16 protein-coding genes and 1 other RNA gene are annotated in these 13,391 nt (G+C 34.7%); 9 read left to right on the top strand and 8 right to left on the bottom strand.

All coding sequences use genetic code 11. From position 1 onward, the window contains the following. Positions 1-9: 9 nt before the first annotated feature. A complete protein-coding gene (gene serB / locus A6B44_RS08395; protein ID WP_090920374.1) occupies positions 10-879 on the bottom strand; it encodes a phosphoserine phosphatase SerB in 870 nt (289 codons plus the stop codon). Positions 880-997: 118 nt separating this feature from the next. On the opposite strand from serB, the gene infA reads away from it, so the two are divergent. The 3 genes from infA to recQ all read left to right on the top strand — a co-directional run bounded on the left by infA (position 998) and on the right by recQ (position 3,413). Beyond that, a complete protein-coding gene (gene infA / locus A6B44_RS08390) occupies positions 998-1,216 on the top strand; it encodes a translation initiation factor IF-1 (RefSeq protein ID WP_090920371.1) in 219 nt (72 codons plus the stop codon). 74 nt (positions 1,217-1,290) lie between these two features. Then, positions 1,291-1,599 carry an iron donor protein CyaY gene (gene cyaY / locus A6B44_RS08385; protein WP_090920368.1) on the top strand — a complete coding sequence of 103 codons (309 nt, stop codon included), beginning with the start codon at positions 1,291-1,293 and terminating at the stop codon, positions 1,597-1,599. After that, positions 1,599-3,413 carry an ATP-dependent DNA helicase RecQ gene (gene recQ, locus A6B44_RS08380; RefSeq protein ID WP_090920365.1) on the top strand — a complete coding sequence of 605 codons (1,815 nt, stop codon included), beginning with the start codon at positions 1,599-1,601 and terminating at the stop codon, positions 3,411-3,413. Before cyaY ends, recQ begins: the two co-directional genes overlap by 1 nt. Here recQ and nudC read toward each other — a convergent pair. Further along, on the bottom strand, positions 3,404-4,186 hold the full coding sequence (nudC, locus tag A6B44_RS08375; protein ID WP_090920363.1) for an NAD(+) diphosphatase: 783 nt from the start codon (positions 4,184-4,186) through the stop codon (positions 3,404-3,406). The genes recQ and nudC overlap by 10 nt on opposite strands. Further along, positions 4,187-4,663, bottom strand: coding sequence for a Cys-tRNA(Pro)/Cys-tRNA(Cys) deacylase YbaK (gene ybaK, locus A6B44_RS08370; RefSeq protein ID WP_090920361.1), 477 nt, complete (start codon positions 4,661-4,663; stop codon positions 4,187-4,189). It abuts the gene before it with no gap. A 155-nt stretch (positions 4,664-4,818) separates the two neighbouring features. On the opposite strand from ybaK, the gene A6B44_RS08365 reads away from it, so the two are divergent. Next, positions 4,819-5,805 (top strand): oxidoreductase, encoded by a 987-nt coding sequence (locus A6B44_RS08365; protein ID WP_090920358.1) that lies wholly within the window; start codon positions 4,819-4,821, stop codon positions 5,803-5,805. 261 nt (positions 5,806-6,066) lie between these two features. On the opposite strand, the gene sstT is transcribed toward A6B44_RS08365, so the two are convergent. The 3 genes from sstT to A6B44_RS08350 all read right to left on the bottom strand — a co-directional run bounded on the left by sstT (position 6,067) and on the right by A6B44_RS08350 (position 8,038). Next, complete coding sequence (gene sstT / locus A6B44_RS08360; RefSeq protein ID WP_090920355.1) at positions 6,067-7,278, bottom strand: serine/threonine transporter SstT; 1,212 nt, start codon at positions 7,276-7,278, stop codon at positions 6,067-6,069. A gap of 196 nt (positions 7,279-7,474) precedes the next feature. Continuing rightward, a non-coding RNA gene (ssrS, locus tag A6B44_RS08355) (6S RNA) lies at positions 7,475-7,653 on the bottom strand. A 70-nt stretch (positions 7,654-7,723) separates the two neighbouring features. After that, the gene (locus tag A6B44_RS08350; RefSeq protein WP_090920352.1) at positions 7,724-8,038 is read right to left on the bottom strand and encodes a cell division protein ZapA; all 315 of its coding nucleotides are present in this window, start codon (positions 8,036-8,038) and stop codon (positions 7,724-7,726) included. Between the two features lie 68 nt (positions 8,039-8,106). Here A6B44_RS08350 and A6B44_RS08345 point away from each other — a divergent pair, with 68 nt between their 5' ends. From A6B44_RS08345 to cysK, 5 genes are all read left to right on the top strand, one after another. Then, positions 8,107-8,661, top strand: a complete 555-nt coding sequence (locus A6B44_RS08345; protein ID WP_090920349.1) for a UPF0149 family protein — start codon at positions 8,107-8,109, stop codon at positions 8,659-8,661. 68 nt (positions 8,662-8,729) lie between these two features. After that, the gene (trxB, locus tag A6B44_RS08340; protein WP_090920347.1) at positions 8,730-9,686 is read left to right on the top strand and encodes a thioredoxin-disulfide reductase; all 957 of its coding nucleotides are present in this window, start codon (positions 8,730-8,732) and stop codon (positions 9,684-9,686) included. 26 nt (positions 9,687-9,712) lie between these two features. Beyond that, a complete protein-coding gene (locus tag A6B44_RS08335; protein ID WP_090920344.1) occupies positions 9,713-10,303 on the top strand; it encodes a YjaG family protein in 591 nt (196 codons plus the stop codon). Positions 10,304-10,451: 148 nt separating this feature from the next. Further along, positions 10,452-10,724, top strand: a complete 273-nt coding sequence (locus A6B44_RS08330) for an HU family DNA-binding protein (RefSeq protein WP_090920340.1) — start codon at positions 10,452-10,454, stop codon at positions 10,722-10,724. Between the two features lie 305 nt (positions 10,725-11,029). Continuing rightward, complete coding sequence (cysK, locus tag A6B44_RS08325) at positions 11,030-11,980, top strand: cysteine synthase A (protein ID WP_090920337.1); 951 nt, start codon at positions 11,030-11,032, stop codon at positions 11,978-11,980. 62 nt (positions 11,981-12,042) lie between these two features. On the opposite strand, the gene ftnA (A6B44_RS08320) is transcribed toward cysK, so the two are convergent. Continuing rightward, complete coding sequence (gene ftnA, locus A6B44_RS08320) at positions 12,043-12,537, bottom strand: non-heme ferritin (protein ID WP_090920334.1); 495 nt, start codon at positions 12,535-12,537, stop codon at positions 12,043-12,045. A gap of 24 nt (positions 12,538-12,561) precedes the next feature. Next, positions 12,562-13,059: a non-heme ferritin gene (gene ftnA / locus A6B44_RS08315; RefSeq protein WP_090920331.1), complete on the bottom strand. Its 498-nt coding sequence runs from the start codon at positions 13,057-13,059 to the stop codon at positions 12,562-12,564. Positions 13,060-13,391: the final 332 nt, after the last annotated feature.

The raw sequence follows: 13,391 nt of genomic DNA, 5'->3' as shown, positions 1-13,391 counted from the left end.
TCCTTCCATTTATAAAGATGATTGATTAAATAAGTGCTTTGCATTTAATAATAATGCAATGGCGGTTAAGTCCCCAAAGTTTACCACAAATTGTGCCTGTTCTTGAACCTTTGGTTTAGCGTGTAATGCAATACCTAAACTGGCAGTGTTGAGCATTGGTAAATCATTTGCACCATCACCTACTGCAGTCCATTGAGTTGGTGGAATATTAAATTCTTGTGCAAGACGTTGTAGGGTTTCTGCTTTATATTGAGCATCCACCACTTTACCTAATACTTTACCTGTTAATTTTCCATTTTGTATTTCAAGCTGATTAGAAACGGCATCATCAAGCTGGTATTTCTGTTTTAAGTAATCCGCAAAATAATCAAAGCCCCCAGAGGCAATAGCGATTTTCCAATGAGCTTGTTTTAATGTGCTGATCAGGGTTTCAAAACCATCCATAAGCGGTAACATTTGGCGAACTTTTTGCAAAATTTCTTCTGACGCATTTTCTAATGTAGCCACCCTTTGACGTAAACTTTGTTCAAAATCTAACTCGCCTCGCATTGCACTTGCGGTAATTGAAGAGACTAATTCCCCTGTACCAGCCAGTTTGGCAATTTCATCGATACATTCTATTTTGATGGCAGTGGAATCCATATCCATTACCAGTAATCCTTGTTGTGCTAAAGTTGGTGTAATATCTAGTGAACTAATATCACATTTAATTTGTGTCGCAAGTTGTTGTGAGGAAGCGGTAAGGTTTGCATTAAAAAATGCAATTTTATATTCTAAATACTCACATTGTTTAAGTAGTCTTAAATTAGCTTGTTGTTCAAATTGTTTTATAGCTTTAGCGCTTAAGTTTTTTGAATAAATAAAGATAATATTTTGCATAATAGCCCGTATTTTGGTTTTAAGTTTAATTGTTGTTTTATAATGATTGAAATTCACTCTTTAGAGAGTATAATAACGGAGTTTTATTATTTTATAAAGTCAATCAAAGAGGAATTAAATGGCTAAAGAAGATTGCATCGAAATGCAGGGTACGATTTTAGAAACCTTACCAAATACGATGTTTCGTGTTGAATTAGAAAATGGACACATTGTGACCGCTCATATTTCTGGTAAGATGCGTAAAAATTATATTCGTATTTTAACAGGTGATAAAGTTACCGTTGAAATGACTCCATACGATTTGAAAAAAGGTCGTATTACTTTCCGTGCAAGATAATCTATTCTAAATAGAAGAAACGGAAGCGAATTGCTTCCGTTTTTGATCTCTCACTTTCAATTTTGGAATAAAAAATGGATACAGTAGAATTTCATCAACGGGTTGAACAGACTTGGCACACCATTGAAGAGCAGCTGGAAGAGCAAGACTGTGACGTAGATTTTGAAATACACGGCGCAGTGATGGAAATTATATTTGCGGATGACTCACGCATTGTGATTAATAAACAAGAAGCAATGTCGGAACTTTGGTTGGCCAGTCAGTTGGGTGGCTTTCATTTCAAATATCAAAATAATGATTGGGTTGATCGTGATGGTTTAACCCTTTGGCATTATCTTGAGCAAGCAGTGGCAAAACACGGCGAAACAGTTTCTTTCCAATAATGGCAGATACATCTATTACCAAAGCCAAAAATATTTTACATAATGTTTTTGGCTACCAATCTTTTAGAACAGGGCAACAAGAAGTTATTGAGGCAGTATTATCTAATAAAGATTGTTTGGTTATTATTACTACAGGTGGTGGAAAGTCCCTGTGTTATCAAGTACCTGCATTATGTTTAGAGGGTATCACATTAGTGATTTCACCTTTAATTTCATTGATGAAAGATCAGGTAGATCAACTTTTAACAGATGGCATTGAAGCGGCTTACCTTAACTCAACTCAAGGCTTTGAAGAACAACAACAAGTTGAACAAAAAGCAATATCTGGAAGATTAAAATTACTTTATATTTCTCCAGAAAAAGTGATGACCAATAATTTTTATCACTTTATTTCTCATTGTAAAATTAATTTAATTGCCGTTGATGAAGCACACTGTATTTCACAGTGGGGACACGATTTTCGCCCTGAATATACCTTGCTGGGTGGTTTGCGAAAAACCTTTCCAAATATACCGCTTATGGCACTTACCGCAACGGCTGATCCAGCCACTCGTGCCGATATTATTACTAATTTACAGCTTAACGATCCTCATACTTATTTAGGAAGTTTTGATCGCCCTAATATTCGTTATACTATTCAAGAAAAATTTAAACCACTTAACCAGTTAACAAAGTTTTTAGATAAACAGCAGGGAAAGAGTGGTATTGTTTATTGTGGTAGTCGTAAGAAAGTAGAGAGCATTACGGAAAAATTAGCTTCTCGTGGCATTAAGGTAATGGGTTATCACGCTGGAATGTCAGTGCTTGAACGATCTACAGTACAAAATGCTTTTCAGCGAGATGATATTCAAGTGGTGGTGGCAACGGTTGCCTTTGGAATGGGGATTAATAAATCGAATGTGCGTTTTGTGGTACATTTTGATTTACCTCGTAGTATAGAGTCTTACTATCAAGAAACTGGGCGTGCAGGACGTGATGATTTACCCGCAGAGGCAATGCTATTTTACGATCCTGCAGATTATGGTTGGCTACAAAAAATCTTATTAGAAAAGCCTGAAAATGAACAGCGTAAGATTGAACAACATAAACTGAATACGATTAAAGACTTTGCTGAATCGCAAACCTGTCGACGTTTAGTGTTACTCAACTATTTTGGGGAATTACGTCAAGAACCTTGTAAAAACTGTGATATTTGTTTAGACCCACCTAAAAAATACGATGGTTTAGTGGATGCTCAAAAAGTGATGTCCGCAATTTATCGAACAGGTCAAGTATTTGGATTGCATCATATTGTTGGCGTATTACGAGGCTTGAATAATCAGAAAATTAAAGATCATAACCACGATAAGCTTTCGGTATTCGGCATTGGTAAAGAAAAAAATCAAGAATACTGGATCAGCGTCATTCGTCAGCTTATTCATTTAGGGTTAATTCAACAAAATATAATGGAGCATTCTTCATTACAATTAACTCAAAATGCACGTCCGTTTTTACGAGGTGAAGAGTCTCTTGAACTTGCAATGCCTCGCTTAGGTATTTCAAGTAGTACTATACTGTCAACGAAAGCAGCTAGCCGTCGTTATGATAAAGATCTGTTTGCCCGTTTACGTTTTTTACGTAAACAAATTGCCGATAAAGAAAATATTCCCCCTTATATTGTGTTTAACGATGCCACTTTACAAGAGATGGCAGAATTTACGCCTCAAACCCCTAATGAAATGTTAGCCATAAATGGGGTTGGAGAACGTAAATTAGAACGTTTTGGTGATGCTTTTATTCAACTAATTAAAGATCATTTAGAGCATCACGTTTGATTTTTTTCACACAATGCTAAAGTTGCTTCAATCAACTTTAATGCAATGGTTCCTTTTGGAGGTAATTGAGGTAATGGTTTATTATAATCAAACCACCTTGCATCAAAAATTTCCTCTTCTTGTAAGGTAATTTCGCCACTTTCATAATCCGCTAAAAAACCTAACATTAAGGAATCTGGAAACGCCCAAGGTTGGCTACCAAAATAACGGATATTTTTAATTTTTATTCCTGTTTCTTCAAACACTTCACGCTCAACCGTTTGCTCTAAGGTTTCTCCTGTTTCTACAAAACCTGCTAAATTGGTATAAATTGTGCCTTTATGACGAAAATGGTTTGCCAATAAGATTTGATTATTTCGCCTTATGGCAACAATAATAGAAGGGCTGATTTTAGGATAAACACGGCTACCACAAGCATCACAGTGTAATGCCATTTCATCACTTGCTTTATAAAAAGGTTCTCCACAGCTACCACAAAAACGATTTTTTGCAAAAAAATGATTTAAACTGACCGCTTTGTTTAATAAATAAAAATGCTGTTCTGGTTGAAACAGCTGTGACCGAAGAGTAACAAAATCATCATTTACTTCATTCTCTTGTGTAGGAATAAGCCATACTGAAAAACCATTGTATTGGGCAATCTCTATTCCTTGTTTTCCGTTTAGGCCACAGGATTGAGTTGTTCCAAAAGGTATTTCATTATTGGGTAAATAAAGTTGCGATTGGTAAACTTGTAACCAATAACATTGTTGATTTTGAGGTAATAATTTCATCTAACAATCCTTAATATCAGCAAATTTTGCATTTGTGAGTTGTGCTAAATCTTGTGGAATAAGCTCAATATCCAGCCCTCGTTTTCCACCTGAAACAAAAATAGTATTAAATTGCTGTGCTGAGCTATCAATAATGGTGGCTAGGCGTTTCTTTTGCCCTAATGGACTAATGCCTCCCAGCAAATAACCCGTCGTTTTTTGTGCGATGGTTTTATCCGCCATTTCCACTTTTTTGATTGCTAATGATTGTGCCACTTTCTTTAAATTAAGAGAGGAGGAGACAGGAACAATCATTACCGCTAATTTTTTCTGATCACCATTTTGAGCCACTAATAATGTTTTAAAGACTTGTTGTGGATTAAGTCCTAATTTATCTACGACTTCTTGTCCAAAGTCAGATGTATTAGGATCGTGATCATAAGGATGAAGCGTAAAGGGTATTTTATTCTTTTTAAGTAAATTGATGGCTGGTGTCATTGTTTTATTATCCTTAGAAATTGAATGAAGCGGTATGATTTTAATACTTTTTTGCAAAAAAGGTAAATTTTTAATTCAATCGTATCGCTTATTTTTATAATCAAATGTAGAATGAACTTTTATTATGAAACCTAATTATTTTAAAGAGAAGTATAATGTCAGATATTCAATTAGCGATTGTCAGTGATTTTCACACCGCTGAAAAATTATTGGAGTCACTAGAAAAAACTAGCCTTAGTTTTGATAAAGTTTGTGCCGTTGAGTTAGAACCATTTAATGAAGAGCAGGCGCTACGTTTTCATCATTCCAGCCTTGAACAGCTTAAATTAGCGGAAGTAAATTGGTCGCAGTTTAGTTATGTCCTTTTTGCAGGTAAGCCAAATAATGCCGAACTGTTAGCTGAAATGGCGCAAGCGGGTTGTGTGGTGCTGGATTTATATGGTTTAACGGCGTTAATTAGCGATGTGCCTGTTATTGTGCCTAGCGTGAATGATGAAGATTTAGTTAATTTACGTGAGCGTAATATTGTGGCATTAGCGAATCCTCAAATTAGCCAGTTGGCTTTAGCCTTAAAACCATTAAGGGATCAGCCGATTCAACAGGTTTTTGTGACTTCGCTACTTTCAAGTGCATATTTTGGTGAGAAAAAAGTACAACAATTAGCAGGACAAACGGCTCAATTATTAAATGGTGTTCCGTTAGATAGTGATATGTCACGAGTGGCTTTTGATACGGTACCAAGTAATGTGCAAGATGATGAGGCAATGTTACCTTTTTCTAAAGCTTTTGTATTACAACTTGCAAAAATTATGCCAAATCTTACCGCTTGTACCACTTTTCATAGTGTTCAAGTACCATTATTTTATGGTGCATCACAAATGGTTACGGTACAATCTGAATTTCCACTTGATGCAGTCGAATTAAGCGAGCAGTGGAAACAACAATCTTGGCTTACTTTTAATGAAGATGCTGTTATTACACCAGTAAAAAATGGTGAAGATGAAGAGATCAATACACTTCAAATCAGTCAATTAATTAGTAAAGATGAAAATGCCATTCAATTTTGGAGTGTCAACGATGAACAACGTTTTAGTGTGGCATTTTTAGGCATTCAATTATTAGAGCGAGTGTTAAAATATTAAGTTGTAATCACTACATCTTGAATCGTTTTTTCTATTATAGTAAATTAAATTGAAATGAGAACTAAATGTTTATTGAAGCACGGTTGCTGAGCTTGTTGAAGCATAAGTGCATCTTAAACGATAGCCCCTTCGACAGGCTCAGGGAGCGAGAATAATCATCTTATTCTATATTTAATTTACTATATTATCAAAGAGATAAAAAATAAAATCCAAACACCTTGTATAATTTGTAATACACTGTGTTTGGATTTTTAAGTTTTTTTACGCTTTATCGTCTTCTGCCATACTTACGGCTGTAGTGAAGAGTACATCTGTTGATGAATTAAGAGCGGTTTCAGCAGAATCTTGAATCACACCAATGATAAAGCCTACACCAATCACTTGTGCTGAAATATCAGCTGGAATATCAAATAAGCTACACGCGAGAGGGATAAGTAATAATGATCCTCCTGCAACACCTGAAGCACCACAAGCACAAACAGAAGCAACAAGGCTGAGTAGTAAGGCAGTACTAAAATCTGGTGTAATGCCTTGTGTATAAGCTGCTGCTAAAGTCAATACTGTTACTGTGATTGCAGCACCAGCCATATTAATAGTTGCACCAAGTGGAATAGAGACTGAATAAATACTTTCTTTTACGCCTAAACGTTTTGCAAGTCCCATATTTACTGGAATATTAGCGGCTGAACTACGAGTAAAGAAAGCGGTAATACCACTTTCACGTAAACAAGTGAAGACTAATGGATATGGATTACGGCGAATTTTCCAAAATACTAATAATGGGTTTAAAGCAAAAGCAACAATACCCATTGCGCCAAGTAATACGGCTAATAATTGAATGTAACCAAGGAATGCATCTGCACCATTCGTTGCGATAGTGTCTGCTACTAAACCAAAGATACCAATTGGCGCTAATGCAATAACAACACGAACCACAAATGATACAGCTTCTGATAAATCAACTAAGAATGTTTTAGTGCTTTGTGAAGCGTGGCGTAGTGGAATACCTAATCCGATAGCCCAAGCTAAAATACCGATGAAATTACCACTGGTTAAAGCATTAAATGGGTTATCAACCACATTAAAGATCAAGGTTTTTAGAATTTCGCCTACACCTTCTGGTGGCGCTAGGTTACTTGGACTTGCCACTAACTCTAGTTGAGTTGGAAATAGGAAACTTAATGTTACAGCAGTTAATGATGCTAAAAAAGTTCCTAATAAGTAAAGTACGATAACGGGTTTTAAATGGCTATCTGAACCTATATTTTTATTTGCAATAGCAGAAAGGACTAATACAAATACTAGGATTGGCGCGATAGATCTTAATGAGCGTACAAAGAATTGACCTAAAACACCGACATCTGTTGCTAAAGATGGACTGATAATGGCTAAAAGTACACCTAACACCAGACCAATAGCAATGCGCAATACTAGGTTGCCACCAAGTAATTTGGATGATATTGAATTACTCATAAATTTTTTATTCTCCCTGTAAATAAGTTAAGTTTGAAATAGAATGTTGTGTATTAAAATTTTTTACATTAATAAAATGTTAAACCTTTAGGATAGCGAAAAATAAAGAAAAATGGAATGGGGAGATAGTCTTTTTTTATAAAATAGTTAGATAAATGATATGGTTAAGTGAAAATTTGGGGGGGGGAAGAAAAAGAAAGAACCCGAAGTGCCGTTACTAGAGTAGTCCTGAACCATACGGTTCAAGGGAGTCTGTATAACCATCTTTAGGCTTCTCGAATGAACGAGCTTGCACACCAACAGCGAAAACTGGACTCAAAGAGTTTTAGATATCGGCTCAGGGACGTAACTAGCGCGCGTACACCTCAGGCATAAGTAAGATACTAACGGAATTTGAATAATATTCCTAGTCTTTATTGGATTAAATTATCAGTTTTTAGACATTTTACTCAATATTTAATCTAGATTTGAGTGGTGTTTTTAATTTTTCCAACGAAGCGTCTAATTTTTCTACACATAAAGCAAGTGTTTTTTGACTCTCTTCATTTTTTTGTTTTTCTTGGTCTAATTCAAATTGAAGATTTAATGCAATAATGGTTAACACTTTTTCAAGTTGCAGAATTTTAGATTGATCCTTTAATGAAGAGACTCTATCTTCTAATAGTGACGCTGATTTTAATAACGCATCTTGTTGATCTTCTGGGCAATATAATCGGATTATTTGCCCTAAAATTTGAATTTCAATATTATTCTTTGGCATAAGCCCTCACTTAATTCCAAATTTTTTGCTATTATGCCATTCTTTGAGTAAATAATAAATTATATGATATGGCAATTGTACAATTAAAAGAGTTTAAACAATTAATCAGTGAATTACAAATTGATTACAGTGTTGCAGAGTTTCACGGTTTTTTAAGTGGATTGGTCGTGGGTGGTATTCAAGATGAGTCTTGGAAAACACTTACTTATCAGATGACGAATGATGGGCATAGCTTCTCACAAATTCCGTTGCAAAAATTAGTGGAAGTTTATGCACAATTAACGCAAGGATTTAAGCACTCTGATACCTTTTTTTCATTGTGGTTACCTTCTGATAAAAAGGATGTATTTGCAATCGCAGACAGTATTGCAGAGTGGACAGGGCATTTTCTGTTAGGATTAGGATTAGCGCAACCACAGCTTCAAAAAGAAATTAATGAAGTGGGAGAAGCCATTGATGATCTTAATGAAATTTCTAAATTAGGTTATGATGAACAGGATAATCCTACAGAATTGTTAGAGGCAACAGAGGAAATAATTGAGTATTTAAGAGTAGTTTCACTCTTTTTATATAACCATTTTGTTTTATCGGTAAAACATACGGATAAAAAACAATTACATTAAATAAAATAAGTGGGTTGATTTTTGCAAATTTTTATAAAAATGTGACCGCTTAAAATAGGGAAAAAAATATGACAACAAAACATTGTAAATTATTAATTTTAGGATCTGGGCCAGCTGGCTATACTGCTGCTATTTATGCAGCACGTGCAAATTTAAACCCTGTGTTAGTGACAGGTTTACAACAAGGTGGACAGCTTACCACTACAGATGAAATAGAAAACTGGCCAGGGGAGTTTGAGCAGATTACTGGTACAGAGTTAATGAATAAAATGCTTTCACACGCTGAAAAATTTAATACCGAAGTGGTGTTTGATTATATTCATACTGTTGATTTATCAAAACGACCTTTTACTTTACAAGGGGATTCTCATACTTTCACTTGTGATGCTCTTATTATTGCGACAGGAGCATCAGCAAAATATTTAGGTTTAGAGTCAGAGGAAGCTTTTAAAGGGCGTGGTGTGTCTGCTTGTGCAACCTGTGATGGTTTTTTCTATCGTGGTAAACCTGTTGCCGTTGTAGGTGGTGGTAATGCGGCTGTAGAAGAAGCACTATATTTATCTAACCTTGCTTCTGAGGTACATTTAATTCATCGCCGTGATAGTTTTCGCAGTGAGAAAATTTTAGTGGATCGTTTAATGAAACGTGTTGAAGAGGGTAAAATTATTTTACATACGGATCGTACCCTTGAAGAAGTGTTAGGCGATGATATGGGGGTAACAGGTGTAAAAATTCAATCGACTAAAGAGCGTTTACAAGAAGAATTAACCGTTGATGGTGTTTTTATTGCAATTGGTCATACGCCAAATACACAAATATTTGAAGATCAATTAACGTTAAATAATGGGTATATTATTGTAAACTCAGGTTTAAATGGTAATGCGACAGCAACCAGTGTAGAAGGGGTTTTTGCTGCGGGTGATGTAATGGATCATCAATATCGTCAAGCCATTACTTCTGCTGGAACGGGCTGTATGGCAGCGCTTGATGCAGAAAGATTTTTAGATGCACAAGATACTAAATAACGATTTATCAGCAACAAGGAAAAACAATGAGAAACCCTATTCATAAACGTATTGAACGTTTTGAAACGTGGCAGTATTTAGTGTTTATGCTCTGTATTTGTGAGCGGATGTTACCTAATTTCCAACTATTTTGTGAGGTGAGTAAGCGGTCAGATGATGCGAAGATTTTGCAAAATATTTTAAATTTAGTTTGGGAGCATCTAACAATCAAAAGTGCAAAAATTAATTTTGAAAATCAACTGGAAAAGTTAGAAGAGATTATTCCTGATCCTAATGAATTTGAGTTTTATGGTGTCTTTCCAGCGGAAGATGCGTGTAGAGCGGTTGCAGAAATGCTACATAGTCTTATTGGTGGGGAATATCTTGAGCAGTCTATTATGGTAAGCCAAATCTCTCTTTCTACTGTTGTGATGTATTTAGAGATGCAAGAGGATCGAGAATTAAATGAGCAAGAATTAAAAAATTCACCTGAGATTGAAGAAGAATTAGATGTGCAATGGTGGATCTATCGTGAGTTAAATCAGTGTGAAAAACATGATGTCGCATTGATACTGAGCCTGAAGAATCAGCTTCGAAGCAGTGGAATTAGCAATATTGGGTTAAAATATAACCAGTAAACACGATATTTATCACATTTTTAGCATTATTTGCTTTGCTTATTTCTTCGTTTCTATTATCCTAAGCACTGCATTTATGCAGAAAATATTATCTCTTATCTTGAGAGACTCAGATTTCATTTTAAAATACATTGAAGAGGATACACAAATGAATAAAAGTGAATTGATCGATGCTATCGCTAAAGGTTCAGATTTAAATAAAAAACAAGCTAAAGCAGCCTTAGAAGCAACTTTAGATGCTATTTCTGGTAGCCTAAAAAAAGGTGAGCCAGTACAACTTATTGGTTTTGGTACTTTTAAAGTAAATCATCGTAAAGCACGCACCGGTCGTAATCCTAAAACTAAAGAAGCAATCCAAATTGCAGCAGCTAATGTACCAGCATTTACAGCAGGTAAAGCATTAAAAGCTTTAGTAAAATAATTACAACTAATTATTAAAAATAATTAAGCCTAAAGACAGTATTATTGTTTTTAGGTTTTTTTATATCCTTTTCTTATTTCATATAAAAAATTTTTGCTATCCAGTATTCTGAAAAGTCGTTATTATTTAGAGTATGTTATATAGTCGATTAAATTAAAAAAATGTTTATTGAAGCACGGTTGCTGAGCTTGTCGAAGCATAAGTGCGTATTAAACGACAGCCCCTTCGACAAGCTCAGGGAGCGATAATAATCATATATGATAGTCCTATTCTATATTTAACTTACTTATACAATGGAGTTAATAATGAAAATTTATGATGATAATTCACTCACCATCGGCAATACCCCTTTAATTCGTTTAAAGCACTTTGGTTATAATGGCAATATACTGGTTAAGGTTGAGTCACGAAATCCGAGTTTTAGTGTGAAATGTCGTATTGGAGCAAATATGGTATGGCAGGCTGAAAAAGACGGTATATTAACTTCAGATAAAGAAATTATTGATGCAACCAGTGGGAATACAGGTATTGCACTGGCTTATGTTGCCGCAGCAAGAGGGTATAAATTAACGTTAACAATGCCCGAAACAATGAGTCTTGAGCGTAAACGATTATTACGAGGGTTGGGAGTAAATTTAATCTTAACTGATGGTTCAACAGGAATGAAAGGGGCAATAACAAAAGCGGAAGAAATTTTAGCTCGCAATCCTGCACATTATGTAATGTTAAGACAATTTGATAATCCTGCTAACCCCGATATTCACCAAAAAACAACCGCCCCTGAAATTTGGGATGCCACACAAGGCAATGTTGATGTGATTGTAGCTGGCGTAGGAACAGGTGGCACAATTACTGGCATTTCTCGTTATTTCAAACAAGATAAACACAAACAGATTATAAGTGTTGCTGTTGAGCCAAAAGAATCCCCAGTCATTACACAAACTTTAAATCATCAAGAAATTAAACCTGCTCCGCATAAAATTCAAGGCATTGGTGCAGGGTTTATTCCTAAAAATTTAGATTTAACATTCATTGATCGAGTGGAGCAAGTAGACAGTGAAACTGCGATTGAAACTGCGCGTCAATTAATGGCAAAGGAAGGTCTATTGGTAGGTATTTCATCAGGTGCAGCGGTTGCTGTAGCGGAGCGTTTAGCAAAACTACCCGAATTTAAGGATAAGATAATAGTTGCTATTCTTCCTTCTGCTTCTGAGCGTTATTTAAGTACACCTCTTTTTGATGACGTGGATATTTAATTCAACAAAAAAGAAAGAGAGACAGAATATATTCTGTCTCTCTCGTGTCAATTAAATAATAATTATGCTGTAACTAATTTTGCTAATTCTTTATCAATGTAATATAGACCTTTACTGTCTTGACCTAATAAATTCAATTTATCTAAAATACCGCCAAATAAGGTTTCTTCTTCGTGCTGTTCGCTCACATACCATTGCAAGAAGTTAAATGATGCAAAATCTTTTTCTGCTAAGGTAATCTCTACTAATTCGTTGATTTTTTTAGTAATTAGTTTTTCGTGTTCAAAAGTAAGTTCTAATACTTCTTTCAATGATGAAAATTCTGATTTAGGTGCTTCAATTTCAGCAATGGTCGTATATGCCCCTGTTTCATTCAAGTAAGTAAATAGCTTTCTCATATGTACCATTTCTTCTGTTGCGTGTTCACGTAAGAAAATAGCCGCACCCTCATAACCTTTATTTGTACACCACGCACTCATCTGAAGATATAAATTTGATGAATAAAGCTCCAAGTTTAACTGTTCATTTAACATTGTAATAATTTTATTTGATAACATATTTTTTTCCTCTTTGTAAATGGATTAATGGTTTGCACCGAGTGTTGCTAATTCACGATCAATTAAGTAAAGACCTAATTTATCACCACCAATCATATTAAATTTATCGACAATACCATTGAATAAAGTTTCTTCTTCGTGCTGCTCACTTACATACCACTGTAAGAAATTGAATGCAGAATTATCTTTACTATCAAAAGTCACCTCGACTAATTCATTAATTTTACTCGTAACAAATTTTTCGTGTTCTAACGTAATTTCAAAGATTTGTTGTAATGATTCAAACTCGGTACGAGGTGCTTCAATTGTACCTAGCAATGGTAAACCACCCGTTTCGCTCACATAATCAAAAAGTTTTTGCATATGCTCAAGTTCTTCATCCGCATGACGTAATAAAAATTCAGCCGCTCCTTCATATCCGTGATAAGCACACCACGAACTCATTTGTAAGTAAATATTTGAAGATGCAAATTCTAAATTTATTTGCTCGTTTAATTTGTTGATAATTGATTGTTTTAACATTTTGGTTTCTCCATTTGTTCTATTCAATAGGTTGTAACATTGAATACATTGTAAACCAAATTCTCAATAACATCCACATTGTTGATAATCAAATAAGAACCATTATTACCTAACCCTTTGATTTATTACAATAAATGCAATCTATTCGCATTAGTATATGTTGATATATAAAGCATAAAGATAGGAAATAAAAGGCTTCAAACGAATAAAGGTTATCCTTAAAAAGACATTTTTGATAGGTTTTGATTATTGATTTAATAGTTAAATATAATGTAAATAATATTTTAAGAAGAAAACAAGCGGTATGATTTTGTCTATTTTTTGTAAAATTT

It is taken from the genome of Pasteurella skyensis, assembly GCF_013377295.1.
GTDB classification, from domain to species: Bacteria; Pseudomonadota; Gammaproteobacteria; order Enterobacterales; family Pasteurellaceae; genus Phocoenobacter; species Phocoenobacter skyensis.
The sequence above is the reverse complement of the archived record's forward strand: the minus strand, read 5'-3'. Positions and strand labels throughout refer to the sequence as shown.